Source organism: Azospirillum brasilense (assembly GCF_005222205.1).
Lineage (GTDB): Bacteria > Pseudomonadota > Alphaproteobacteria > Azospirillales > Azospirillaceae > Azospirillum > Azospirillum brasilense_G.
Genome location: NZ_CP032345.1, coordinates 1,147,954 through 1,171,154 on the forward strand (window position 1 = coordinate 1,147,954; position 23,201 = coordinate 1,171,154).

22 protein-coding genes are annotated in these 23,201 nt (G+C 70.5%); 10 read left to right on the forward strand and 12 right to left on the reverse strand.

The genetic code is table 11. The annotated features are described in order from the left end of the window. Nucleotides 1-32 precede the first annotated feature (32 nt). Nucleotides 33-575 (reverse strand): hypothetical protein, encoded by a 543-nt coding sequence (locus tag D3869_RS05630; protein WP_247895734.1) that lies wholly within the window; start codon nucleotides 573-575, stop codon nucleotides 33-35. Nucleotides 576-734: 159 nt separating this feature from the next. Between D3869_RS05630 and D3869_RS34390 the strand changes: the two genes are divergently transcribed. Continuing rightward, nucleotides 735-2,255 (forward strand): Y-family DNA polymerase, encoded by a 1,521-nt coding sequence (locus D3869_RS34390; protein WP_137139264.1) that lies wholly within the window; start codon nucleotides 735-737, stop codon nucleotides 2,253-2,255. Nucleotides 2,256-2,265: 10 nt separating this feature from the next. After that, entirely contained in the window at nucleotides 2,266-5,553 is a 3,288-nt protein-coding gene (locus D3869_RS05640; protein ID WP_137139265.1) for an error-prone DNA polymerase, read from the forward strand. Nucleotides 5,554-5,574: 21 nt separating this feature from the next. Here the strand turns inward: D3869_RS05640 and D3869_RS05645 are convergent, their stop codons facing one another. Then, complete coding sequence (locus D3869_RS05645; protein WP_094301812.1) at nucleotides 5,575-6,153, reverse strand: tyrosine phosphatase family protein; 579 nt, start codon at nucleotides 6,151-6,153, stop codon at nucleotides 5,575-5,577. A gap of 296 nt (nucleotides 6,154-6,449) precedes the next feature. Then, nucleotides 6,450-7,175 carry a tRNA-uridine aminocarboxypropyltransferase gene (locus D3869_RS05650; RefSeq protein WP_432613407.1) on the reverse strand — a complete coding sequence of 242 codons (726 nt, stop codon included), beginning with the start codon at nucleotides 7,173-7,175 and terminating at the stop codon, nucleotides 6,450-6,452. A gap of 224 nt (nucleotides 7,176-7,399) precedes the next feature. On the opposite strand from D3869_RS05650, the gene D3869_RS32995 reads away from it, so the two are divergent. Then, entirely contained in the window at nucleotides 7,400-7,570 is a 171-nt protein-coding gene (locus D3869_RS32995) for a hypothetical protein (RefSeq protein WP_175426399.1), read from the forward strand. Between the two features lie 82 nt (nucleotides 7,571-7,652). Here the strand turns inward: D3869_RS32995 and D3869_RS05655 are convergent, their stop codons facing one another. From D3869_RS05655 to D3869_RS05665, 3 genes are all read right to left on the reverse strand, one after another. After that, the gene (locus D3869_RS05655) at nucleotides 7,653-8,474 is read right to left on the reverse strand and encodes an ImuA family protein (protein ID WP_137139267.1); all 822 of its coding nucleotides are present in this window, start codon (nucleotides 8,472-8,474) and stop codon (nucleotides 7,653-7,655) included. Between the two features lie 136 nt (nucleotides 8,475-8,610). Then, on the reverse strand, nucleotides 8,611-9,687 hold the full coding sequence (locus D3869_RS05660) for a Tim44 domain-containing protein (RefSeq protein WP_175426400.1): 1,077 nt from the start codon (nucleotides 9,685-9,687) through the stop codon (nucleotides 8,611-8,613). A 150-nt stretch (nucleotides 9,688-9,837) separates the two neighbouring features. Next, nucleotides 9,838-10,074, reverse strand: coding sequence for a hypothetical protein (locus D3869_RS05665; protein ID WP_137139268.1), 237 nt, complete (start codon nucleotides 10,072-10,074; stop codon nucleotides 9,838-9,840). 483 nt (nucleotides 10,075-10,557) lie between these two features. Here D3869_RS05665 and D3869_RS05670 point away from each other — a divergent pair, with 483 nt between their 5' ends. From D3869_RS05670 to D3869_RS05685, 4 genes are all read left to right on the forward strand, one after another. After that, nucleotides 10,558-10,983 carry a DUF4112 domain-containing protein gene (locus tag D3869_RS05670; RefSeq protein WP_137139269.1) on the forward strand — a complete coding sequence of 142 codons (426 nt, stop codon included), beginning with the start codon at nucleotides 10,558-10,560 and terminating at the stop codon, nucleotides 10,981-10,983. A gap of 81 nt (nucleotides 10,984-11,064) precedes the next feature. Continuing rightward, nucleotides 11,065-12,471 (forward strand): oxygen-independent coproporphyrinogen III oxidase, encoded by a 1,407-nt coding sequence (hemN, locus tag D3869_RS05675; RefSeq protein ID WP_175426401.1) that lies wholly within the window; start codon nucleotides 11,065-11,067, stop codon nucleotides 12,469-12,471. A gap of 158 nt (nucleotides 12,472-12,629) precedes the next feature. Then, nucleotides 12,630-13,250, forward strand: coding sequence for a glutathione S-transferase family protein (locus tag D3869_RS05680; protein ID WP_137139270.1), 621 nt, complete (start codon nucleotides 12,630-12,632; stop codon nucleotides 13,248-13,250). An 8-nt stretch (nucleotides 13,251-13,258) separates the two neighbouring features. Beyond that, complete coding sequence (locus tag D3869_RS05685) at nucleotides 13,259-13,723, forward strand: protease complex subunit PrcB family protein (protein WP_137139271.1); 465 nt, start codon at nucleotides 13,259-13,261, stop codon at nucleotides 13,721-13,723. Nucleotides 13,724-13,857: 134 nt separating this feature from the next. On the opposite strand, the gene D3869_RS05690 is transcribed toward D3869_RS05685, so the two are convergent. From D3869_RS05690 to D3869_RS05700, 3 genes are all read right to left on the reverse strand, one after another. Then, complete coding sequence (locus tag D3869_RS05690; RefSeq protein WP_137139272.1) at nucleotides 13,858-14,751, reverse strand: ABC transporter permease; 894 nt, start codon at nucleotides 14,749-14,751, stop codon at nucleotides 13,858-13,860. Continuing rightward, complete coding sequence (locus D3869_RS05695; protein WP_137139273.1) at nucleotides 14,748-15,713, reverse strand: ABC transporter permease; 966 nt, start codon at nucleotides 15,711-15,713, stop codon at nucleotides 14,748-14,750. Before D3869_RS05695 ends, D3869_RS05690 begins: the two co-directional genes overlap by 4 nt. Nucleotides 15,714-15,866: 153 nt before the next feature. After that, a complete protein-coding gene (locus D3869_RS05700) occupies nucleotides 15,867-17,528 on the reverse strand; it encodes a peptide ABC transporter substrate-binding protein (RefSeq protein ID WP_349017877.1) in 1,662 nt (553 codons plus the stop codon). Between the two features lie 193 nt (nucleotides 17,529-17,721). Here D3869_RS05700 and D3869_RS05705 point away from each other — a divergent pair, with 193 nt between their 5' ends. Further along, a complete protein-coding gene (locus D3869_RS05705) occupies nucleotides 17,722-18,501 on the forward strand; it encodes an enoyl-CoA hydratase-related protein (RefSeq protein WP_137103510.1) in 780 nt (259 codons plus the stop codon). Between the two features lie 33 nt (nucleotides 18,502-18,534). Beyond that, complete coding sequence (locus D3869_RS05710) at nucleotides 18,535-20,055, forward strand: DHA2 family efflux MFS transporter permease subunit (protein WP_432613408.1); 1,521 nt, start codon at nucleotides 18,535-18,537, stop codon at nucleotides 20,053-20,055. A 27-nt stretch (nucleotides 20,056-20,082) separates the two neighbouring features. Here D3869_RS05710 and D3869_RS05715 read toward each other — a convergent pair whose 3' ends face one another. After that, nucleotides 20,083-20,328 carry a hypothetical protein gene (locus D3869_RS05715; RefSeq protein ID WP_137139276.1) on the reverse strand — a complete coding sequence of 82 codons (246 nt, stop codon included), beginning with the start codon at nucleotides 20,326-20,328 and terminating at the stop codon, nucleotides 20,083-20,085. Nucleotides 20,329-20,751: 423 nt separating this feature from the next. Here D3869_RS05715 and D3869_RS05720 point away from each other — a divergent pair, with 423 nt between their 5' ends. After that, nucleotides 20,752-21,642 (forward strand): LysR family transcriptional regulator, encoded by an 891-nt coding sequence (locus D3869_RS05720; RefSeq protein WP_035675533.1) that lies wholly within the window; start codon nucleotides 20,752-20,754, stop codon nucleotides 21,640-21,642. A 471-nt stretch (nucleotides 21,643-22,113) separates the two neighbouring features. On the opposite strand, the gene D3869_RS33575 is transcribed toward D3869_RS05720, so the two are convergent. Beyond that, nucleotides 22,114-22,296 carry a hypothetical protein gene (locus D3869_RS33575; protein ID WP_247895736.1) on the reverse strand — a complete coding sequence of 61 codons (183 nt, stop codon included), beginning with the start codon at nucleotides 22,294-22,296 and terminating at the stop codon, nucleotides 22,114-22,116. A 308-nt stretch (nucleotides 22,297-22,604) separates the two neighbouring features. Beyond that, complete coding sequence (locus D3869_RS05730; protein ID WP_247895737.1) at nucleotides 22,605-23,120, reverse strand: hypothetical protein; 516 nt, start codon at nucleotides 23,118-23,120, stop codon at nucleotides 22,605-22,607. Nucleotides 23,121-23,201 lie beyond the last annotated feature (81 nt).

Below are 23,201 nucleotides of genomic sequence, written 5' to 3' on the forward strand. Positions count from 1 at the left end.
GACCAGGGCTCGAGGCTTTGAGAAGTCGGAGATCAGTACCCCAGGGGGCCGGGGCCGTACTGGCGGAGGTCCTGCTGCTTGCGGAGCAGGTCGCGCTGCTGCAGCGGGTCGAGCCGGCCCATGGCGTCCTCGGTGCGCAGCCGGTCGACCTCCGGGCTCATCAGGTCGCGCTTGGCGCGGTCGGTCAGCCCCTGGGTGGAGCCCGGCGACGGCAGGGCGGGCGTGGCCGGCTGGTCGATGGGCGGCGGCGGCGGGGATGAGCTGCCGCGGCGGCGGACCGGCGGCGGCTGGTTGGGAGACTGGCCGGGCGCCTGCGAGGCGTCGGAGAGCTTTTGCGGTGGGGCGGGCGCCGGCTGTGGCCGCGGTGGGGGAATCGGGCGGGCGTTCTCCTCCGCCTGGATCTGGCGCAGCGTCTTCAGCCCGCCGCTCTGCGCGGACACCGGCGGGGCCGCCTGGGCCCGTCCCGGCATCTCGTCATGCACCTCCGTCGCACAGGCCCCCAGCGCGAGGGCGGCGAGCGCGGCGGCGACGGGCAGGAGGGCGGTGGTGGGGCGGATCGGTGTCATACCAACCATGTCGTGTCCCACGGAGACGGGACAAGGCCCCCTGCGCATCTCCCTCTTCTTGGCGAGGCCGTAAGGGGACTCCCGCGCGCCGGATTTTGCCGCTAGAATGTTCCTGTTTTGTTCGTATTGAGATTGTTGACGTCCACATCGGCGAAGGGAGGGTTGGGCATGACGGAACGGACGGCGCGGCGCATCCTGTCCCTGTGGCTGCCTCGGCTGCCCACCGACGCCCACAGCCGCCGCCATCCGGAGCGGCGCGACCACCCCCTGGCCGCCATCCTGGCCGAACGCGGGCGGCTGGGTGTGGCCGCCGTCAACCGCGCCGCGGCGGAGGCCGGGGTGCATCCCGGCATGAGTCTGGCCGACGCCCGCGCCATCGAACCCGCCCTGGCCGTCTTCGACGCCGATCCCGAGTCGGATGCCCGCCTGCTGGAGCGGATCGCCGGCTGGTGCACGCGCTACACCCCCTGGACCAGCCCGGACGGCCCGGACGGGGTGGCGCTGGACATCACCGGCTGCGCCCACCTGTTCGACGGAGAGGAGGCTCTGGTCGCCGACCTGTCCGCCCGCCTGACCGCGGCGGGCTTCGAGTCGCGGCTGGCGGTGGCGGACACGCCCGCGGCGGCCTGGGCGCTGGCGCGGTTCGGGAGGGGTGCGACCCTCCTTTCCCCCCTCCCCGTCGCCGCGCTGCGCCTGCCCGCCGCCACGGTGGAGGGGCTGGCCGCGGTGGGGCTGCGGCGGATCGGCGACCTGCACGCCCTCCCCCGCGCCACGCTGGCCGCGCGCTTCGGGCCGGAGCTGCTGCGGCGGCTCGATCAGGCTTACGGGCGGCTGGACGAGCCGCTGTCCCCCCGCCTGCCGGTGCCGCCGCACAGCGCCCGCCTTGCCCTGCCCGAGCCGATCACCACCGCCGAGGCCATCGCCGAGGCGCTGCGCCGCCTGCTGGCCGCCCTCTGCGCCGGGCTGGAAAACACCGGTGAGGGCGCCCGCCGCCTGCGGCTGGAGCTGCACCGGGTTGACCGCCGGCTGGAGGACGCGCCCCAGACGCTGGCCATCGGCACCGGCCACCCGGTGCGCCGCCCGGACGCGCTGATGCGGCTGTTCGCCCAGAAGCTCGACCGGGTGGAGCCCGGCCCCGGCCTGGAGCTGATGGTGCTGTCGGCCACCGAGGCCGGGCCGCTCGCCGCCGCGCAGGCCGCGCTGGACGGCACAACGGACGGCCGTGCGGACGGCCGTGCGGACGGCCAGCCGGAGCTGGGCGAGCTGATGGACCGGCTGGGCAACCGGCTGGGGGAGCGGGCGGTGCTGCGGCTGGTCCCGCGGCAAAGCTGGCTGCCGGAGCGGAGCGTGGCCCCCGCCCCCGCCTTCGCGGATGCCTCCGGCGGTGCGCTGTGGCCCGCCGACCGCCCGCGCCCGGTGCGGCTGCTCGCCCCGCCGGAGCCCATCGAGGCCATGGCCCTGGTTCCCGACGACCCGCCGGCGATGTTCCGCTGGCGTGGCGTCCAGCACCGCATCCGACGAGCCGACGGGCCGGAGCGGATCGCGGCCGAATGGTGGCGGCGCGACGGCGAGCCCCGCGATTATTACCGCGTCGAGGACGAGGCCGGCCGCCGCTTCTGGGTCTTCCGCCAGGGGCTGTACCGGCCCGGCGTGGCGGCGCTGTGGTTCCTGCACGGCTTCTTCGGATGAGGGGGCCGCCATGACCCCCTACGCCGAACTCCAGGTCTCGACCAGCTTCACCTTCCTGGAGGGCGCGTCCCACCCGGACGAGCTGGCGCTGACCGCCGCCGGCCTCGGCCACGCCGCCGTTGCGGTGACCGACCGCAACTCGCTGGCCGGGGTGGTGCAGGCGCACGCCGCCGCCCGCAAGCACGGGCTGCGGCTGATCGTCGGCTGCCGGCTCGACCTGACCGACGCGGACAGCCTGCTCGCCTACCCCACCGACCGCGCGGCCTACGCGCGGCTGTCGCGGCTGCTGACGCTGGGCAAGCGGCGGGCGCCCAAGGGGGCCTGTTTCATCGCCCGCGCCGACGTGCTGGACCATGCGGAGGGGATGCTGTTCCTGCTGGTGCCGCCGGACCAGCGCGACCCCGCCTTCGTCCACGCGCTGCGCGGCTGGCGCAACGATCTGGGGGACCGCCTGCATCTCGCCGCCAGCCACCGCTACCGCGGCGACGACCAGCGGCGGCTGTCCTGGCTGGCCGGGCTGGCCGAGGCGGAACGGGTGCCGCTGGTGGCGACCAACGACGTGCTCTACCACACCCCCGGCCGCCGCCCGCTGGCCGACGTGATGACCTGCATCCGCAGCGGCACCACCATCGACGAGGCGGGCTGGCGCCTGTCCGCCAACGCCGAGCGGCACCTGAAGGCCGGGGTGGAGATGGCCCGCCTGTTCCACCGCCACCCCGATGCCGTCGCCCGCACGGTGGAGATCGCCGCCGCCTGCCGCTTCTCGCTGGAGGAGCTGCGCTACGAGTATCCGGACGAGGTGGCCGAGGACGGGCGCAGCCCACAGGAGACGCTGACCCACCTGACCTGGGCCGGCGCCGCCGGCCGCTATCCGAATGGCGTTCCCGAGACGGTGGCGAAGGCCCTGCACCACGAGCTGGCGCTGATCGGGCAGTTGGGCTACGCGCCCTATTTCCTGACGGTGCACGACATCGTGCGCTACGCCCGCTCGCAGGAAATCCTGTGCCAGGGGCGCGGCTCGGCGGCCAATTCGGTCGTCTGCTATTGCCTGGGCATCACCTCGGTCGACCCCACCGCCATCGACCTGCTGTTCGAGCGCTTCATCTCCGCCGCCCGCAACGAGCCGCCGGACATCGACGTGGATTTCGAGCATGAGCGGCGCGAGGAGGTCATCCAGTACATCTATCGGAAATACGGGCGCGAGCGGGCCGGGCTGACCGCCACCGTCATCCGCTACCGCGCGCGCGGCGCCATCCGCGAGGTCGGCAAGGCCATGGGCCTGTCCGCCGATCTGGTGGCGCGGCTGTCCGGCTCCGTCTGGGGCTGGAGCCGCCACGGCGTGGACGAGGAGCGCGCCCGGCAATACGGCTTCGACCCCGACGACGCGCGGCTGCGCCAGACGCTGGAGTTGGCGCAGGAGCTGATCGGCTTCCCCCGCCACCTGTCGCAGCATGTCGGCGGCTTCGTCATCACCCGCGGCCCCTTGAGCGACCTCTGCCCCGTCGCCAACGCCGCCATGGAGGGACGCACGACCATCGAGTGGGACAAGGACGACATCGACGCGCTGGGCATCCTGAAGGTGGACGTGCTGGCGCTGGGGATGCTGACCTGCCTGCGCCGGGGTTTCGACCTGCTGAAGCGGCATTATGACAGCGCCCTGACGCTGGCGACGGTGCCGCAGGAGGACCGGGCCACCTACGACATGCTGTGCCGGGCCGACAGCCTGGGCGTCTTCCAGGTGGAAAGCCGGGCGCAGATGTCCATGCTGCCCCGCCTGCGCCCCAAGACCTTCTACGATCTGGTGATCGAGGTCGCCATCGTGCGCCCCGGCCCGATCCAGGGCGACATGGTCCACCCCTACCTGCGCCGCCGCACCGGCGAGGAACCAGTCAACTACCCGTCTCCCGAGCTTGAGAAGGTGCTGAAGAAGACGCTGGGCGTGCCGCTGTTCCAGGAGCAGGCGATGAAGATCGCCATCGTCGGCGCCGGATTCAGCCCGGAGGACGCCGACCGGCTGCGCCGCGCCATGGCGACCTTCCGCAAGACCGGGCTGGTCCACACCTTCCGCGACCGGTTCATCGAGGGGATGGTCGGAAAAGGCTACGACCGTGCCTTCGCCGAGCGCTGCTTCCAGCAGATCGAGGGGTTCGGCGAGTACGGCTTTCCCGAAAGCCACGCGGCGAGCTTCGCCCTGCTGGCCTATGTGTCGGCCTGGATGAAGTGCCACCACCCGGACGTCTTCGCCGCGGCCCTGCTGAACAGCCAGCCCATGGGCTTCTACGCCCCCGCCCAGATCGTACGCGATGCCCGCGAGCACGGGGTGACCGTGCTGCCCCCGGACGTGAACGCCTCCGACTGGGACTGCACGCTGGAACCCCTGTCGCCCTCTCCCGCCCCGGGAGAGGGAGGGACCCGCCAAAGGCGGGAGGGTGAGGGTAACGCCGAGAATCAGCGCGCCAATCCTTGGATGCACCCTCACCCGGCCGCTGCGCGGCCACCCTCTCCCGGGGCGGGAGAGGGGATAAGGTACGCCCTGCGGCTCGGCCTGCGGCTGGTCCGGGGGATGGACGAGGACGACGCGCACCGGCTCGTGCTGTGCCGCGGGGCGGGCTACCGCGATCCCTACGACCTGTGGCGCCGCGCGCGCATGCCGGTCGCCGGGCTGGAGCGGCTGGCCAGGGCCGACGCCTTCCGCTCGATCGGGCTGGACCGGCGGGCCGCGCTGTGGGCGGTGAAGGCGCTGGGGGCGCAGCCGCTGCCGCTGTTCGCCGGCCTCGCCGACTCCGCCCAGGACGAGCCGCAAGCGCTCCTGCCCTCCATGGCGCTGGGCGAGCATGTGGTGATGGATTACGGCAGCCTGTGCCTGTCGCTGAAGGCGCACCCGATGGCGCTGCTGCGCGACGGCTTCGCCGGGGTGGCCCCGACCGAGCGGCTGGGAAAGGTGCGGGCCGGCACGCGGCTGACCGTGGCGGGGCTGGCGCTGGTGCGGCAGCGGCCGGGCAGCGCCGAGGGCGTGGTCTTCATCACGCTGGAGGACGAGACCGGCATCGCCAACCTCGTCATCATGCCGGACGTGTTCGAGACATTCCGCAAGACGATCCTCGGCGCCCGCCTGATCGCCGCCACCGGGCGGGTGGAGCGCAGCGGCAAGCCCAACAAGGAGGGCGGCGAGGTCATCCACCTGCGCGTCGAGCGGCTGGCCGATCTGACGCACCGGCTGCGCGACCTGACCGACCCCGACGCGCTGCCCAACCGCTCCGCCGCCGCGGTCTTCCCGGAGGGGCGGAACTTCCGCTGAGGAAGGGTTGGAGAGGAACGGTCAGTCGATCAGATCCGCGACCTCGCGCACCCGGCCATTGTCGATCATGAACTGGACCAGATCAGGACGCTCCCGGCCGTAGCTGCGGTGGCGGGCGCGGACGGCATCGACCAGCTCCCCCCGGCGCTCCAGAATCTCGTCGGCGAATTCGATCATGCGCAGGTTGGGCCACGCCTTGTGGCGGATGTTCACCACGGCGGCCATCGCCTCGGCGGCGGGACGGTCGGGGCTGGCCTGGGCCAGGATCATGGTCAGGGCGGCGGTCGAGCGCGAAATGCCGGCGTGGCAATGGACCAGCAGCCCGCCCACCCCGGTCGGCTCGGTCATCAGGTCGCGCCCGAAGGCCAGGATGCGCTCGACGTCCGCGCGCTCCGGCAGCGACTGGCCCATGTAAGGGTCGATGATGTCGTGGAAGCGCAGTTCCAGCCGCTTGTGCTCGCCGTAGGAGCCGAAGGCGGTCGGCTCCGGGTGGCCGGGGTCGAGGATCGAGAGGACGTGGGTCACGCCGGCCTCGCAGAAGCCGTTCAGCTCCTCGATGCCGCAGACGGTCAGTCCGAAGGGAACGAAATCGCGGGCCATGGTCCTCGTCTCTTGCCGTGCGCGCGGAGGGCGGCGCGGTTCGCATGTGGCGCCGCCGGTCCGTGCCGTCAAGCCGATCAGAGGCCCAATCAGAGAACGTTGAACAGATACAGCAGAAGAATGATCGGAATGGGAATCCCGACAAGCCACAGCAAAACGCCCTTCATGGATCGCTCCCTTGGTTGAGGCCCGAGCGGCCGATGCAATCCCCAACAGCACAACAGCGCATTGGTTGCCACGGCCGCCCTGGTCGAGGGGGGCTTACCCGGAAAGGGCGATCCCGGAAGAGGTGCGGATTATTCCGCCTCGTTCTGATTGGGGGCCTGATCCGGAGCCTGCTCCGCCGTCTCCGCGCGGGGCGGCAGAACGGGGCGCGGGCGCGGTGCGCGCAGCTTCTTCAGCAGCAGCGCGAAGGGCTTCAGCGCGCGGTCGAGGACCGCCGGCTCGGCCTCCAGCCGCGACAGCAGGAAGGCGGCGGCCTCCAGCGTCGACACGCTGTCGCGCCGCGGCTCCTTGCGGGCCTGCCCGTAGAGGGAGCGGAACTGCGGGTTCAGCACGATGCGGCGGCACTTCAGGAGCCACGGGTTGCGCCACCACAGCGTCTTGGCCTGGCTCCAGGTGCCGTCCAGGACGATGACGCCCTCCAGGTCGCCCAGCACCAGCTCGCTGTCCTTCTGCGGGACGCCGCCCTTGTCCACCACGGACACCTCCGGCAAGGGGCCGGCGCCCTGCTTGACCGGACCGAGATAGAGCACGCCCCAGCGCTTGTAATCGACCTCGCGCCCCAGGATGCGCTTCAGGTTCGACCAGCTCAGCCCCACCTTCAGCGCGGAGTTTTTGAACTGGAGATGGGCGATCTGCGCGGTGCCCAGCGTCTCGCGCTTCTCCTGCGGGTGCTGGAGGATGAGCAGGAAGACGGCGTTGTCGATCGGCTCCACCGCCTCGCAGACGCACAAATGCATAGGTTTTAGGCAGGTGGGGCAGGGTTCGGCGTGCATGGTCGGTCTCGAAAGAAGGAACATCGGCGGAAAAAGCGGGAGGCGGGGACTATGGGCTTCCCACCTTAAAAAAGAAACGGGGCCTGAAAAAGAAACCGGGCGCATTAAAGTTTGCATAACGCGTGATCTGCATCACTTAGAGGCCTGGACCTTGCATGATAGCGTCCAGACACACAGGACGGGTTGGGCCGAGGGCGGCCGACAGGACCGCTCCCCAGGCTCTCCCGACGCTCAGAAGGAGGCTTGCCATGCTGCCCGCTCATTTGGCCGCCCGCTTGCTGGAGCAACGCCGGGCCCAGGAATCGGCGGAATTCGCCCGGCAACTGCCGCTCTACGCGGACGACGCGCCCTTTCCCCCCGACGCCGATCCGGATGGCGAGACCGCGCATCCGCTGCCCGACTGGGCCACCAACTACTGACCGGAAGCCGACAGACGGCCGTCGCGTAAGCGACATCTTGAATGGCTGTCGTGTAAGCGACATCACCGTCCGTCCGTCCGCATCACGCCACCTCGGCCCAGGACGGTCCGTGTCCGCCCGCCGGAGCCGGACGCCGAACTGGGGTGGACGTGGATGCCGGCACGGGAGCGGCCCGCTCCAGCCCCTTCGCCGGAACCAGGGCACCGTCACGCCAGTCCAGAAGCCACGCCCCCAGGCGACCGCCCCGGCAGCGCTCCAGCTCGGCGCGCCAGCGCGGATCGCCCACGCCCGGCTCCTCCGTCCAACTGGGCGCCGGCGCGATCCGCCAGCGGGTGACCGCCGCGCTCGCCGCCGAGCGGCGGTTCGCATTTCGCGACGCATCCTGCAACAGGATTCCCGTTACGCCCGACGATTCGGCGGCCAATTGCAACCGGCGGCTTGCCGTCAGGTCGAGCCTTCCGACTTCCCCCAGCACGGCGGACAGCCGCTTGCAGCGCAGCGCCTCCTCCATCGCCCACAGGGCGTCGGCGTCGCGGGTGGCGCGCACGGCGATCAGCCGGTCCGGCGTCAGCCCATAGGAAGCCAGCCCGGCGGCGTGCAGGTCGCGCCCCCGCACCACCCACAGCGCGGGTGCCGCCGCACTGGCGAGGCGGGCCAGCAGATGCGCGGCGAAGGCCGTGCCGGCTCCCGGCTCCTCCCCCGCCACCTCGTGCAGGCAGCCGAGCGGCAGCCCGCCCGCCGGAAAGGACCCGTCGAGGTCCGGCAGGCCGAAGGGCAGCACCCGCGCCCCCTCCCCGCCCAACCCCTCCAGACCCCGGATGCGGGCGCGCAGATCGGCCAGAACGGTCGCCCGATCCGGCGGGGGCTCTTCGATGCGAGACTCAGACGCGGGACGCTCGGGCATGACTCGATTCCGCTGGACAGGCATTTGTTCCTGATATGTTCTATCATGTCCCATCCGTCCAGGGGAGTCCGGAAATGCGAAAGGGGGCGCCCTTTCGGACGCCCCCTCGCGAGACCGGTTGAGGAGTGGAGAGTGGTCAGCCGGCCTGTTGGATCGCCGACAGGACCCAGCGCCCGCCGCGCGGACGGGTGAAGGTCCAGATTTCCGTGGCTTCGACCGGACGGTTCGGGTCGCCCTCGACCACGCGGTTGCTCGCGCGGTCCACCGTCACGTCGGTCAGCGAGAAGCGCATCGCCACGGTGGCGTATTCCGCGTTGCCCTCGCGCCACGCCTCGGCCAGGTCGCCCTGGAGCAGGCGGACGTCGGACAGGCGGTTGACCACGCCGCGGTTGTGGTTGGCCGCCAGTTCCTCGGTGAAGTAGGAGGCCATCTCCGGCGTCACGGCGTTGCGCAGGGCCATCAGGTCCTCGTTGCCGTAGGCGGTCTGGACCGCGACCAGCGTCTGCTCGAACGCCTGATAGTCGGCCGGGCCGATGCCCACATCGTCACGGCGCACGCCCGGACGGCCGGAAGAAGCCGGACCCGCCGCCGCACCACCGCGGGCGCCACCACCCAGCGGGTTCGAGCGCGCGTCCACCGCCTCGCGGTTCATGGCGCCCGGATTCGGACCGGCATAGGCGGTGCTGGGAGCGCCCATGCCCGCCGGCCGCGCCGTGCCCGCCGAGCGGTTGCGGAAGAAGCGCATGGCCAGACGGACCAGGAAGACGACCAGCAGGATCTGGAGGATGAAGCCCAGGATGCCCGCGAAGCTGCCCAGCCCGTCGAGGAAGCCGCCGCCGAACAGCATGCCGGCGATGCCGGCGCCGATCAGGCCGCCCATCAGCGCCGGCATGAAGCCGCCGCGCGAGAAGAAGCCGCCGCGCTGCGCCGCCGCCGGGGACGCCATGCCCGGCTGCTGCATGCCCGGCTGCTGCGCGCCCGGGGTCTGGGCCGGAGCGGCCGAGCGCTCCATCGGGGCGGCGCGCGGCGCGGTGTTGGTCTGGGCCGGCGCCTCGTAGGTGCGCGAGCCGCGGCTGCCGACAGAGCTGCTCTTGCCGGCGCGGGCATCGGCGGTGCCGGCGGTCAGCGCCACGGCCAGCGCCAGAGCGACGGCGCCGAAGGCGCGGGCCGGAGTGCGGGAAACGGTGCGGGGGGATCGCGTGTTCTGGGTCATGGCCGTGTTCGGTAAAGCCCTCGGTTCGGGGGACGCTCACTCATGTAGCGTCCTCCTATATGGTATGGCAGCCCTGCCGTTTTAGAGGGGGCCGCAACCAAACCGGCCAAAAAATATGCAGACCGCGCGTGGCGCCCGCAGCGCCGCCACTCAGGCGGAGGCCCGCTCCCACACCGTTTCCACCATGTGGAAAGTTCCCGCACCGACCGGAACCACCGGCGGCAGCGGCGCGGCGGCCTGCCGTTCCGCCGTTTGCAGCGACGCCCAGACGCGGCGGCGCACCTCGATCTGGCGGCGGCAATCGCGCGAGCAGTAAAGCGGCGCCGGGCCGCGCGGCGAACTGCGGCGGAACGGCTGTCCGCAGCAGGCGCAATAGAGCGTGGTCATGATGATCCTCCCTGCTTTTTTCCGATGACTGGTGCCCCGCCCATCACCCTGTGGAGCGGGTGCCCGTTCGGTTCTTTTCGGTCCAAAGTCTCGACCTGCGCGCACCATTGTTGTGCCTAAGGACGTCCCAGACCAGAGAGGCCTTTGGCATATGGCCGCCCGAAAACCCGGCGACTCCGGCAAAATCATCGGAACAACAATCGCTTGGCTTCCGACACATCCGGATTGCGCGTCCATTCGCCGCATCCGGTCCGCCACCCTTCTCCTTTCGGACGATGACCCTGCGTCGGCCCGATCATCCGTATGACGGCGAGCCCGCCCGGGACGTGAGCGCGTCCGTGGTGCCGGACACCCGATGGAGATAGGCCGGGAACCGCGGGGCACAGCCGCGGGTTGCTCAACCCGACACGCCCGACCGGCTCCGCCCACGGCTCCATCCACCGGCGGCTCCCCACGGCGGCTCTCCTGCTCCGGTGAAGCCCCATGAGCGACATCCGCACGCGTCCCGCGCCCGCCACCACCCTCTCGGGCGTCGCCACGGCGCCGCCGGTCATCTCCATCGATCTGGATCGGCTGGAACGGTTGCGACGGCTGACCCGGCTGATGGACACGCGCTGGCGCGTTCCCGGCACCCGCATCCCCTTCGGACTGGACGGCATCGCCGCTCTGGTCCCGGTCGCCGGCAGCACGGCGACCACCGTGGTGGCCGCCTACATCATCATGGAGGCCGCCCGCTTCGACCTTCCGAAAAGCCTGATCGCCCGGATGATCGCCAACATGGCGGTGGATTGGGCCGGCGGCTCGGTCCCGGTGGTCGGCGCCCTCTTCGACATCGGCTTCAAGGCGAACCGCCGCAACCTGAACCTGCTGCTGGAGCATCTGGAGAACCGGCTGGCCGCAGCCGCCTGACGGGCGAAGCTGACGGGCGGGCGTTCGAACGCTTGACTTGTGTCAAAGCGGCGGAAGGCGGTCTGCACGATCCTCCCCGCCATGAACGCGATCTCCCCCGTGGCCTGCGCCACCGCCGCCCCGACCGCCCCGCTGAACGCCGCCCTGCTCGCCAAGTACGACGGGCTGCGGGTGCCCCGCTACACCAGCTACCCGACGGCGCCGCACTTCACCGCCGCCGTGGGGGCGGAGCGCTACGCGGGCTGGCTGGCGGAGCTGGACACGGCGGCGCACACGGGGTCGCTGTACCTGCACGTCCCCTTCTGCGCGAAGATGTGCTGGTACTGCGGCTGCCACACCAAGATCGTCGCCCGCTACGCCCCCATCGCCGAGTATCTCGGCCACCTCCGGCGCGAGATCGGCATGGTCGCCGACCGCATTCCCGGACGGCTGCGGGTGCGGCACATCCATTTCGGCGGCGGCACCCCGACCATGATGGCGCCGGACGACTTCGAATCGCTGATCGCCCTGCTGCGCGCGCGCTACGACGTGACGGCGGACGCGGAGATCGCGGTGGAGATCGACCCGCGCACCCTGACCCGCGAGATGGCCGAGGCGCTGGGCCGCGCCGGGGTCAACCGCGCCTCGCTCGGCGTGCAGGACTTCGACGCTGCGGTGCAGGCCGCCATCAACCGCATCCAGCCGCGGGAGCAGACCGAACAGGCGCTGGAGTGGCTGCGCGCCAACGGCATCCGCCACATCAACCTCGACCTGATGTACGGCCTGCCCGGCCAGTCGGTGGAAAGCGTCGCGCGCTCCGCGGAGATCGCCCTGACCATGGCGCCGGACCGGCTGTCGGTCTTCGGCTACGCCCATGTGCCGTGGATGAAGGCGCACCAGAAGAAGATCGACGAGTCGGCGCTCGCCGGCACGCTCGGCCGGTGGGAACAGTTCGCGGCCATCGCCGGGGTGCTCACCGACGCCGGCTTCCAGCCCATCGGCCTCGACCATTTCGCCCGGCCCGACGACGAACTGGCCGTGCAGCAGAGCGAGGGGCGGCTCAGCCGCAATTTCCAGGGCTACACGACCGACGACGCGGAGGTGCTTCTGGGCTTCGGCGCCTCCTCCATCGGGGCTCTGCCGCAGGGCTATGTGCAGAACGCGGTTCCCTTCGACCAGTACGCCCAGGCCGTCGAGGCCGGACAATTCCCGACCGGCAAGGGGCTGACGCTGACCGCCGACGACCGGCTGCGCCGCGACCTGATCGTGCGGCTGATGTGCGACCTGTCGGTGGACGTCGGCGCGGTGGCCGAGGCCCACGGGCTGGCCGCCGGGACCTTCGACGCCGACCTGGAGGCCATGGCCGATCTGGTGGCCGACGGGGTCGCCGTGGTGGAGGGCCGCCGCGTCCATGTGCCGGAGCCGGCCCGCCCGCTGATGCGCATCGTCGCCGCGCGCTTCGACACCTACCTGTCCACCGGCGCCGGGAAGCACAGCCGCGCGGTGTGAATGTGATACCCCTGTGACCGGCAGGAAAAAGGTGTGATCGGCAGGAAAAAGGACGCTTTTTCCTGCCTCTGGCCTTCCGCGCGCAAATCGGCGAAACTGGCGCCTGTTGAACATCTTTGCGGACGCGGCAAAGGAACAGGCTCCAGGGACGGGCACCGATGATCACGCTCTACACCTTCGCCTCGCCGAACGGGCAAAAGGCTTCGATCCTGCTGGAAGAGCTGGGTCTCACCTACAAGGTCCACAAGGTCGACCTCGTGGCCGGCGAAGGCCGTCAGCCCGACTATCTGGCGGTCAGCCCGATCGGCAAGATTCCTGCCGTCGTCGAGGATCTGCCTGGCGGCAAGAAGCGCCGCCTGTTCGGGTCGGGGGCCATCCTGCTGCACTACGCGGAGCGCACCGGCCGCCTGCTGCCCGAGGACGAGGACGAGCGGGCGGAGGCGCTGAGCTGGCTGATGCTGGGCGTCAGCGACCTCGGCCCCTCGGGCTTGAGCAAGTTCCGCTTCGCCGTCATGGCGCCGGAGAAGATCCCCTACGCCATCGACTATTTCAAAGGCGAGCTGCAGCGCATCCACGCCGCGATGGAGGAACGCCTGGGCGGGTCGGACTATCTGGCCGGCGGCGCCTACTCCATCGCCGACATCGCCTGTTTCCCCTTCGTGGCCGTGGCCGCCAAGGCGGAGGGCAACGTGCTGGACCGCTACCCCAACCTGAAGCGCTGGCACGCCGCGGTCGCCGAGCGCCCGGCGGTCAAGCGCGGCATGGCGGTGCCGGAGTGAGCCGCCGCATGACCCGCCCGACCGCCGCGCTCCTCGCCCTCGCCGTCGCGCTTCCCCTTCTCGGCGCCTGCCAGACCGCCCCGGACGGGGCGGAGCCGCAGGCCCTGCTCCCCACCGACGCCGATCCCGGCACCTATTGGCAGGGCGACCGCAGCCAGGCCTACGAGCGCGCCTATGTGGTCGCCCGCAACCCGCAGGAATGGAACGATCTCTGGGCCCGCGTCGGCGAGGCCGCGCCGGGTCCCCTGCCCGGCGACCGCATGGCCGCGGCGGTCTTCCTCGGCCCGCGCGACACCGGCGGCTACGGCGTCTCCATCGTCAGCGCGCGGGCGGTGGGCGGCGATGTGGTCGTCGGCTACCGCGAGCGGGTTCCGGGTCCGGCCCAGGCGGTGGCGCAGATGCAGACCAGCCCCTACGCGGTGCGGCTGATCCCGATGGCGGCGGGCGCGGCGAAGTTCCAAAGGGAAAAGTGAGGGGGCACTTGCCCCCACCCTTCCCACGGCTTCGCCGCGGGCCCCCTCCCTCCCCCGCTTCGCAGGGGAGGGAGGTTCAATCCCCTCCCCTGCGAAGCGGGGGAGGGTCAGGGAGGGGGCAAGCCCTCGCTCCTCTACCGCTTCCCCACCACCCGCGGGTCCAGCGCGTCCTGCAGCCCGTCGCCCAGCAGGTTGACGGCGATCACCGTCAGGAAGATCAACAACCCCGGCCACACCGCCAGCAGCGGCGCGGTTCCCACCAACTCCTGCGCGTTGGTCAGCATGTTGCCCCAGGAGGGCAGCGGCGGCTGGATGCCCAGCCCGAGGAAGCTCAGCACCGACTCCAGCAGGATCACGTTGCCGACCGTGAGCGTCGTCGCCACCACGGCGGGGGCGGCGACGTTCGGCAGGATGTGGGCCAGCATGATGCGGCGGCTGCCCGCCCCCATCGCCACCGCCGCCCGCACATAGTCGCGCCGCCGCGCCGACAGGGTGGCCCCGCGCACCAGACGCGCCACCGTCGTCCAGCCGAACAGCGCCACCAGAACGACGATGCGCAGCAGGCTGGCGTCCTCCGATCCCGCCACCTCCGGCGGGATGCCCAGCCGCGTCAGGTCGATGGCGCCCAGCACGATCAGCAGCGGCAGCAGCGGCAAGGCGATCAGCCCGTCGGTGACCCGCATCAGCAGATCGTCGAGCCGCCCGCCGAAATAGCCGGCCAGCAGCCCGATCCCCGTGCCGATGACGGCGGAGGCCAGCGCCGCCGCCACGCCCACGAACAGCGACACCCGCCCGCCATAGAGTAGCCGCACCAGCACGTCGCGCCCCAGCTCGTCGGTGCCCAGCGGGTGCAGGGCGGAGGGCGGGCCGAAGCGGTCGAGCAGGCTGATGCCCGTGGACTCCACCCCCAGCCAGTGTTCCACCCAGGGTGCGGCCGCCGCGGCGACGGTCAGCACCAGCAGCAGCAGGGCGCTGACCACCGCCAGCCGGTGGCGGGCGAAGCGCCGCAGGAAGCGCCCGGCCCTCACGCCCCGTCCCCCTTGAAGGAGATGCGCGGGTCCAGCCCGGCGTAGGCGGCGTCGGCCAGCAGGTTGCCGGCCAGCGTCGTCAGCGTGGCGAACAGCAGCGCCACCAGCGCCACGTTCAGGTCGTTGCCCATGATGCTGTCGTAGATCAGCTTGCCCATGCCCGGCCAGGCGAACATCGTCTCGGTCACCAGCGCGCCGGAGAAGAGGGCGCCGAACTCCAGCGCCACGATGGTCACGATGGGGATGGTCGCGTTGCGCAGCGCGTGGCGCCAGACCACCCGCCCCTCCCCCAGCCCCTTGGCGCGGGCGGTGCGGACGTAATCCTGGCGAAGCTCCCCCATCATCGCGGCACGGACGTAGCGCGTGTAACCGCCGATGCTCGCCAGCGTCAGCGAGGCCACCGGCAGCACGAGGTAGGGCAGCCGCTCCCACCAGCCCTCCCCGCCCACCGGACCGAGGCCGGAGGCGGGCAGCCATTGCAGCTCCACCGCGAAGAGCAGGATCAGAAGCAGCGCCAGCCAGAAAGCCGGAACGGAGATGCCGGCGAAGCAGAACAGGTTGATGGCGTTGTCCGCCCAGCCATAGGGCCGCCGCGCCGCGTAGACGCCGAGCGGCAGCGCCACCGCCAGGGTCAGCGCCATCGCCGCGCCGAGCAGAAGCAGCGTGTTGCCCAGCCGCGGCAGCAGGATCGTCAGCACCGGCTGCGCGTAGAGCCGCGAGAAGCCGAAATCCCCCGCCAGCGCCGCCTGGAGCCAGTGTCCGTAGCGCTCCAGCAGGGGCTTGTCGAGGCCGTAGAGCGCCTTCAGCCGCGCCGCGTCGGCGGGCGTGGCGCGCGGGTTGCCGGCCAGCATCATGTCCACCGGGTCGCCCGGCATCAGCGTCATCAGGACGGTGATGACGAAGCTCATCAGCAGCAGGACGGCCAGCGCCTGGAGCAGCCGGGAGGCGAGGAAGCGGGTCATGGAGGCGGAGCGCTTCCATCGTACCGGTACCCTCTCCCCCCGGGGAGAGGGAAGGGTGAGGGGGATCGGCACGACGAGGCGTCCGGCACAAGCTCACCCCCCTCACCCCAACCCTCTCCCCGGGGGGGAGAGGGGGAATTTGTGAAACGGGGTTCACTCCTTCGCCTTCCACGTCTCGATCCACAGCGTGCTGGAATCCAGATGCCCGGTCGGCACCACGCCCTCCAGCCAGGACGGCAGGATGAACGGGTCGGCGCGGAAGAACAGCGGCAGGTTCGGCAGGTCCTGGGCGTAGAGAGTCTGCAGCTTCGCCCACAGCGCGCGGTTGGCGTCGGGCTCGCAGACATGCTCCAGGTCCTCCAGGACCTTGTCCATCTCCGGGTTCCGGTAGCCGGTGTAGTTCTGGCCCGCCCAGTTGTTGGCCTCCGTCGGGATCATGCTGGAATGCAGGATGGTGCGCGGGATGTTCTCCGGCGCGCTGATCCAGGAGAACAGCACCATCGACTTGAAGCGGCGCTTCTCCAGCGTGTCGCCGAACAGGACGCGGGCCGGCTCGTTGACGATGCGCACCTCCACCCCCGCCTGCCGCCACTGCGCCTGGAGCACCTGTTGCAGCACCTCGCGGGAGCGGTTGCCGGCGGTCGTCATGATCTCCAGCGACAGCCGCTCCCCCTTGGCGTTGTGGCGCACCCCGGCGCGCCGCTCGCTCCAGCCCGCCTCGTCCAGCAGCTTGGCCGCCAGCGCCGGGTCGAAGGCGTAGATCGGGTAGCCCGGCGCGTGCACGCGGTCGAGCGGGCTGATCTCGTTGTGGGCGACCGGCTGCCGCCCGCCGTAGAGCTGCTTGGAGATCGCCTCGCGGTCGATGGCGTGGAGCAGCGCCCGGCGCACCCGCAAGTCGGCCAGCGCCGGGTTGTCGAGGTTCAGCTCGATATGCTCGAAGAACAGGCCGGGCTTGTAGAAGACGTTGTAGCGGCTGCCGTGCCGCTTCTCGAAGGCGAGCACCTGGTCGAGCGGCAGGCCGGTCTCCCCCGGCACCATGTCGACCTGCCCGGCCAGCAGGTTGGCTTCCAGCGCGGCGGTGTTCTCGATGGACTTCACGATCACCCGCTTGAAGGCCGGCTTCGCGCCCCACCAGGTCGGGTTGGGCTCCAGCACCACATGGCTGCCCGGCTCGACCTGGGCGATGCGGTAGGGGCCGAACCACAGGCCGGGGTTCGTCGTGTCGGTCTCATACTTGGAGCGGTTGCGGTAGGTCGCCGGGTCGGCCTCGAACACCGCGCGCTCCAGATGGGCGGGCAGGATCTCGAAGTCGTTGATCTCGGCGTAGCTGCACACCGCCTTGTCGCGGTGGATTGTGAAGGTGCGCTCGTCCTTCGCGTCGATCGCCACGATGTCGCGCGCGAACAGGTCGAAGTTGCTGTAGCCGCTCTGCGGGTGCTTGCCGACCGTCCAGGTGAACAGCACGTCCTCGGTCGTCACCGGCGTGCCGTCGCCCCAGGTCGCCTTGGGGTTGATGGTGTAGGTGACCTTGATGCCCTTCTTGCCGTCGGGTCGCGTCTCGACCTCCGCGGTGCCCTTGTCCAGCGCCGGCAGCTCGGTGCAGAGCAGGCAGGTCAGGCGCCAGTCGGCGTCGTAGGCGGTGAAGGGCCGGCGCGCCATGGACAGGACGTAGCTCTTCGCCATCATCGCTTCCATGGAGGGGTGCCAGTTGGACGGGAACTGGGTCATGCCGATCACCAGCTCGTCCTTCGCCGCGAAAGCGGGCGAACCCATCGGGGCGGCGGCCAGAGCGGCGGCCAGGGTGAAAGCGGCCAATCCCGTTCGCGCCAATCCCGTTTGCATCGCGGCGTCGTCTCCGTCCGGTGAAGTCCCGGCTACGAACTATGGGGACCCGCGGTCCCGTGGTCCAGCGCCGATGCGGCTTTTGGGAAGTCCTTGACGGATCGGGGCCGCCGGTGTTTGTGGTCTTCCCCATACGCAACCGAATGGATGGGGAGCCCGACAGGCCATGGCCGGCACCGTGACCCTGACCCGCGATGGCGTCGTCGCCACGCTGACCCTCAGCAACCCCGACAAGCTGAACGCCTTCGACAAGCCGATGTGGCAGGCGCTGATCCCGCTGCTGCGCCGGCTCGGCGCCGACGACACGGTGCGCGCGGTGGTGCTGCGCGGGGCCGGCGGGCGGGCCTTCAGCCCCGGCGCCGACATCTCCGAATTCGAGACGGAGCGCAACAGCCCCGAACAGGGCGCCGACTACGGCGTGCTGATGGACGAGGGGCTGACCCTGCTGCGCGAGTTGCCGCACCCGACGCTGGCGGCCATCCAGGGCGCCTGCTGCGGCATCGGGCTGGCCGTCGCGCTGGCCTGCGACCTGCGGGTCTGCACGGCGAACAGCCGCTTCGGCGTGCCGGTCAGCCGGCTCGGCATCTCCATGGCGTTGCCGGAGTTGAAGCTGCTCCACGACATCGCGGGCGGCCCGGCGGCGCTGGAAATCCTGCTGGAGGGCCGCGTCTTCGGCGCGGAGGAGGCCAAGGACAAGCGGCTGGTCCACCGCCTCGTGACCGATGAAGCCTTCGAGGGCGAGATCGCCGCGACCTGCGAACGCATCGCCGGGGGCGCCCCGCTGGCCGCCCGGCTGCACAAGCAGTTCGTCCGCCGCCTGTCCGACCCCGCCCCGCTGTCGGAGGCGGAGATCGCCGAATGCTACCACTGCTTCGGCACGGAGGATTTCCGCGAGGGCTACCGGGCGTTCCTGGAGAAACGCAAACCGGTCTTCAAGGGACGGTGAGCGCCCGCGCATGCCAGGGTTCACCCCATAGCGATGGTTTCCGGACGGGGGAAGTCCAGATTGGGAAGGTTGCCTCCCCCGCCCCACCGCACCGTCCCCGCTATGCCTCCCGCCATGCCCCGCGCCACCCGCTACATTCCCTTCATCATCGCCTGCGCCCTGTTCATGGAGAATCTGGACGCGACGGTGATTGCCACCGCGCTGCCGGAGATCGCGCGGTCGATGGGCGAGGACCCGCTGCGCCTCAGCCTCGCCATGACCTCCTACATGCTGGCGCTGGCGGTGTTCCTGCCGGTCAGCGGCTGGATGGCCGACCGCTACGGGACGCGGACGGTCTTCGCCGCGGCCATCGGGGTGTTCACCGTCGGCTCGATCCTCTGCGGCCAGTCGGACGGGCTGTACGAGCTGGTGGGCGCGCGCATCGTCCAGGGGCTGGGCGGGGCGATGATGGTGCCGGTGGGGCGGCTGATCCTGCTGAAGACGGTGCCCAAGGAGAAGCTGGTCGCCGCCATGGCCCAGATGACCCTGCCGGCGCTGATCGGCCCGGCGCTGGGGCCGCTGGTCGGCGGCTTCATCGCCACCTACGCCTCGTGGCGCTGGATCTTCTACATCAACGTGCCGATCGGGCTGATCGGGATCGCGCTGGTGCTGACCCTGATCCCCAACGTGCGGGAGAGCGAGCGCGACCCCTTCGACGGCCGCGGCTTCATGCTGAGCGCGCTGGCCCTGGCCGCGCTGATGTTCGGGCTGGAGAATGTCGGCCGCGGCGTGCTGCCGCCCGCCGCGGTCGCCGGGGTGCTGGGGCTGGGCTTCGCCGCCGCGTGGCTGTACCTGCGCCACGCCCGCGGGATGGAGCGGCCGGTGCTCGACCCCTCGCTGCTGCGGCTGCCGACCTACTTCGCCTCGGTCATGGGCGGCACGCTGTTCCGCATCGGCATCGGCGCCGTGCCCTTCCTGATGCCGCTGATGCTCCAGGTCGGCTTCGGGCGCACGCCGTTTGAGTCCGGGGCGCTGACTTTCGCCGGGGCCGCCGGGGCGCTGACCATGAAGGCGCTGGCCGGGCCGATCCTGCGCCGGCTGGGCTTCCGCCGGGTGCTGACCGCCAACGCGCTGCTCAGCGGCCTGATCCTGGCGAGCTACGCCGCATTCCGGCCCGAGACGGCGCACTGGGTCATCCTGGGCGCGCTGCTGATGGGCGGCTTCTTCCGCTCGCTGCAGTTCACCGGCCTGAACAGTCTGGCCTACGCCGAGGTGCCCAAGGAATGCCTGAGCCGCGCCAACACGCTGGCCAGCGTCATGCAGCAGGTCTCGCTCAGCCTGGGCGTCGCGGTCGGGGCGACGGTTCTGCACCTGACGCAGAGCGTCACCGGCGGCCCCGGCGCGGCGCTGACGCCCACCGACTTCGTGCCGGCCTTCCTGACGGTCGGCGGGATGGCCTGCGTCTCGGCCCTGTTCTTCCTGCGGCTGCCGCCCGACGCCGGCGCGGAGATCAGCGGCCACCGCGCCCGCGCGCGGGCCAAGGAGCCGCCCCGCGCGCTCGAAGCCGCCGACTGAACTTCAAGCGGGTCGGCCACGGCCGGATCAGCGGTCTTCCCAGTCCGGCTCGTCGGCCTTGAGAAGCTCCAGGAGGCGGGCGACCCGGCCGGAGGGCGGGTGCCGCGTCGCCTCCCCCATGTAGTCGTCGGCGCCGGTCCAGCTGGTGGCCTCCATCAATTCGGCGGGCGTCGCGCCCGTCCCGATGATGCTGGCGATGCGCATGTCGTCCAGACGCCCGCAGATGTCGATCACCTGATCGCGGCTGAGCGCCGGCTGATGCTGATCGGGCATTCGGAATCCCTCCTTCCCAAATCCGCGTCACACCCGATTAGCGGCCCGTCTGTCGTCCCGTGCAACGGCGCAAGGGGGGAAGCCCCGCCGCAACAAGGGGGATGCGCCGTCCCGGAGTTTGCTGGCCCGAGTCTCGTCCTGTTGCGCCGGCCCTCGATTGTCCTCCGAGCAAATCCAGCGCGGCACCGTCGTCCTTCGGTTGCGGGAACGGCAAAAATCTCACAATGCGGGATAAACAAATGTGCGCTCTTCGCAGCACAAAGGAAAATTCTTACCAAGCTTGGCTCTTTTTCGTGCGGTGAGCCTTTGGTTGGGGGTGCGTTCGCCGCGCGTTCCCGGTATAAATGAGCATGGCGGCTATGCGCCGTCTTCAAGAATGAACGGGAGGCTCCCCGCCAGGGCGCGGGCAGCAAGACAGGCATGATGGACTGGGACAAGCTTCGGGTCTTCCACGCCGTGGCCGAGGCTGGAAGTTTCACGCACGCCGGCGAGACGCTGAACCTCAGCCAGTCGGCGGTCAGCCGGCAGATCAGCGCGCTGGAGGAGAGCCTCGGCGTGCCGCTGTTTCACCGGCACGCGCGCGGCCTGATCCTGACCGAGCAGGGCGAGCTTCTTCACCGCACCGCCCGCGACGTCTTCGCCAAGCTGTCGATGACCGAAGCGATGCTGACCGAAAGCCGGGAGCATCCGAAGGGTCCGCTGCGCGTGACCACCACGGTGGCCTTCGGCTCGACCTGGCTGACTCCGCGCGTCAACGAGTTCCTGTCGATCTACCCGGACATCCAGCTCACCCTGCTGATCGACGACAACGAGCTGGATCTGGCGATGCGCGAGGCGGACATCGCCATCCGCATGAACACGCCGCGCCAGCCCGACCTGATCCAGCGCCACCTGATGTCGGTGCATTTCCATCTCTACGCCCATCAGGAGTATCTGAAGAAGCGCGGCGCCCCGAAGATCCCCGCCGACCTGGACGGGCACGACATCGTCGCCTACCCGCCGGACGTCCGCGCGCCCATCGCCAACGTCAACTGGATCAACGAGGTGGGCGACCCGGCTCCGGGCGTGCGCAAGCCGATCCTCCAGGTGAACAGCATCTACGCCATGTACCGCGCCGTGGAGAGCGGCCTGGGCATCGCCGCCCTGCCCGACTTCCTGGTGGACGGCAGCAAGGAGCTGACGCGCGTCCTGCCCGACGTGGACGGCCCGAAGGTCGACGCCTATTTCGTCTACGCCGAGGAGCTGCGCCATTCCAAGCGCATCGCGGTGTTCCGCGACTTCCTGGTGAAGAAGGTGGCGGAGTCGGCCTTCTGAACCCGCCCAGTCATTGTGCAGGCACGCAACTGCCTGTTTTTGTTGCACAGGCGCCCGTCCAGCCATGCCGGGCGCCTTTCTTTTTGTACGGATTGTACCGAAACCCGCCCTGCATCTTTGCAATCCGGTTGCCGCTTTCTGTGCGAGGGCACCTACCCTTCGGCGCCATACGCCTCCGCACGCCAATTTCCTGCGTCTTTTCAAGACGTTACAAGCTATGCGGTTCTCGCATGGCCGAATTGGATATTTGGGGATGGAATCCTTTGGGCAGAATGGTCAAATCTTGGGCGTTGGATGTTGCGCCGCAGCATCCGGCGTTTCGTCCCGGAAGCCCGCTTCCGGGGTTGGGTCCTCGGACCCAGCGTCTCCCAGACGTGAAGCCTCCCTGTTCAACTCGCCGCTAGCCCACTGGGTTAGCGGCAGTTTTTTTGTCGGGACGGACAGACGGCTTGGATGGGATCGGCGGCCGCATCATCGGACGCCGGGCAACCGGGCACCCTCGCGCGCGTAAATCTGGCGCGGCACGCAAAATTCGTCGAGTTGCACCACCACGGCTCCAGGCTGGCTGTTCAAGCCCACCCAGGCATCGTAGCCGACGATGTCCCCCGGTATGTTGCGATACAGGCCATAGGCGAGATAGCGGACGTCGGACACCGGTATCCGCACCCCGGCGAGGGAGGAGGCGACGGCCCCGTTGCAGCGGTTCGGGCTCAGCCGATCCAACGCATCCACCGCGCCGGGCTCGGGAGCGGCCTGCGGCGGCGGGCTCAACCCGGCGCAGGCGGCTACGAGGACCAGCGACGCCAGGGCGCCACTCCGCAGACTCCCGCGGAGGCACCCCGCCGTTCTGACCGTTCCGTCCCTCATCGAACCATCCTCCCGCATGCCGTTTTCCGCGTTCTCTCGGGTCAACAAGCGGGAGCAGATCCCGTGCCGGCGCATCACCTCTCAGCCGACCCGCCTCAATCCACCACCTTGATGCCCTTCGGGCGGCTCGTTTCGGTCGGCAGATGGTCGGCGGACAGGACACGCTGGTAGGTGCCGTTCGTCTGCACCATCACGCGCTGGCCGGGACCGAAGATCGGCTCGTTGGTCGCCTGCTCCTGCACGATGGTGATCGTGCGGCCCGTGGCCAGCGTCACCACATACTCGATTCCGGTGCGATCCGAGATCGCCTGCTCGGCCACGGCGCCGGCCACGGCGCCCACCAGCGCACCGCCCAGGATCGCCGCCACGTTGCCGGAGCCCTTGCCGACGTTGGACATCGCCAACCCGCCCGCGGCGGCGCCGACCACTCCGCCGGCCCCCGTGTTCTGGCCCTGGATGTCCACCGGGCGGCTCGCCATGACGGTGCCGAACTCGACCGAGGTCGCGTGGCCGACGTCCCGGTAGCTGTAGCGGTTCTGGCTCTGGCTGGCGCAGGCGCCAAGCGACAGGGCCGTAACGCCCAGCATCGCCGCGGCCAAGCCACGCTTCATGGTCCGCCGGGCATTCGTTTCTTGATTGGAAAAGAGCATCGCACCCTCATGCACGCACTGCGCGGCGCTTGGAACCAAGCG

Bases quoted from the DNA above. Each gene is read 5' to 3' on its own strand.
- D3869_RS05630 (WP_247895734.1), bottom strand. From the start codon at position 575: ATGGTTGGTATGACACCGATCCGCCCCACCACCGCCCTCCTGCCCGTC.
- D3869_RS34390 (WP_137139264.1), top strand. From the start codon at position 735: ATGACGGAACGGACGGCGCGGCGCATCCTGTCCCTGTGGCTGCCTCGG.
- D3869_RS05640 (WP_137139265.1), top strand. From the start codon at position 2,266: ATGACCCCCTACGCCGAACTCCAGGTCTCGACCAGCTTCACCTTCCTG.
- D3869_RS05645 (WP_094301812.1), bottom strand. From the start codon at position 6,153: ATGGCCCGCGATTTCGTTCCCTTCGGACTGACCGTCTGCGGCATCGAG.
- D3869_RS05650 (WP_432613407.1), bottom strand. From the start codon at position 7,175: ATGTTCCTTCTTTCGAGACCGACCATGCACGCCGAACCCTGCCCCACC.
- D3869_RS32995 (WP_175426399.1), top strand. From the start codon at position 7,400: ATGCTGCCCGCTCATTTGGCCGCCCGCTTGCTGGAGCAACGCCGGGCC.
- D3869_RS05655 (WP_137139267.1), bottom strand. From the start codon at position 8,474: ATGCCCGAGCGTCCCGCGTCTGAGTCTCGCATCGAAGAGCCCCCGCCG.
- D3869_RS05660 (WP_175426400.1), bottom strand. From the start codon at position 9,687: ATGACCCAGAACACGCGATCCCCCCGCACCGTTTCCCGCACTCCGGCC.
- D3869_RS05665 (WP_137139268.1), bottom strand. From the start codon at position 10,074: ATGACCACGCTCTATTGCGCCTGCTGCGGACAGCCGTTCCGCCGCAGT.
- D3869_RS05670 (WP_137139269.1), top strand. From the start codon at position 10,558: ATGAGCGACATCCGCACGCGTCCCGCGCCCGCCACCACCCTCTCGGGC.
- hemN (WP_175426401.1), top strand. From the start codon at position 11,065: ATGAACGCGATCTCCCCCGTGGCCTGCGCCACCGCCGCCCCGACCGCC.
- D3869_RS05680 (WP_137139270.1), top strand. From the start codon at position 12,630: ATGATCACGCTCTACACCTTCGCCTCGCCGAACGGGCAAAAGGCTTCG.
- D3869_RS05685 (WP_137139271.1), top strand. From the start codon at position 13,259: ATGACCCGCCCGACCGCCGCGCTCCTCGCCCTCGCCGTCGCGCTTCCC.
- D3869_RS05695 (WP_137139273.1), bottom strand. From the start codon at position 15,713: ATGACCCGCTTCCTCGCCTCCCGGCTGCTCCAGGCGCTGGCCGTCCTG.
- D3869_RS05705 (WP_137103510.1), top strand. From the start codon at position 17,722: ATGGCCGGCACCGTGACCCTGACCCGCGATGGCGTCGTCGCCACGCTG.
- D3869_RS05710 (WP_432613408.1), top strand. From the start codon at position 18,535: ATGGTTTCCGGACGGGGGAAGTCCAGATTGGGAAGGTTGCCTCCCCCG.
- D3869_RS05715 (WP_137139276.1), bottom strand. From the start codon at position 20,328: ATGCCCGATCAGCATCAGCCGGCGCTCAGCCGCGATCAGGTGATCGAC.
- D3869_RS05720 (WP_035675533.1), top strand. From the start codon at position 20,752: ATGGACTGGGACAAGCTTCGGGTCTTCCACGCCGTGGCCGAGGCTGGA.
- D3869_RS05730 (WP_247895737.1), bottom strand. From the start codon at position 23,120: ATGAAGCGTGGCTTGGCCGCGGCGATGCTGGGCGTTACGGCCCTGTCG.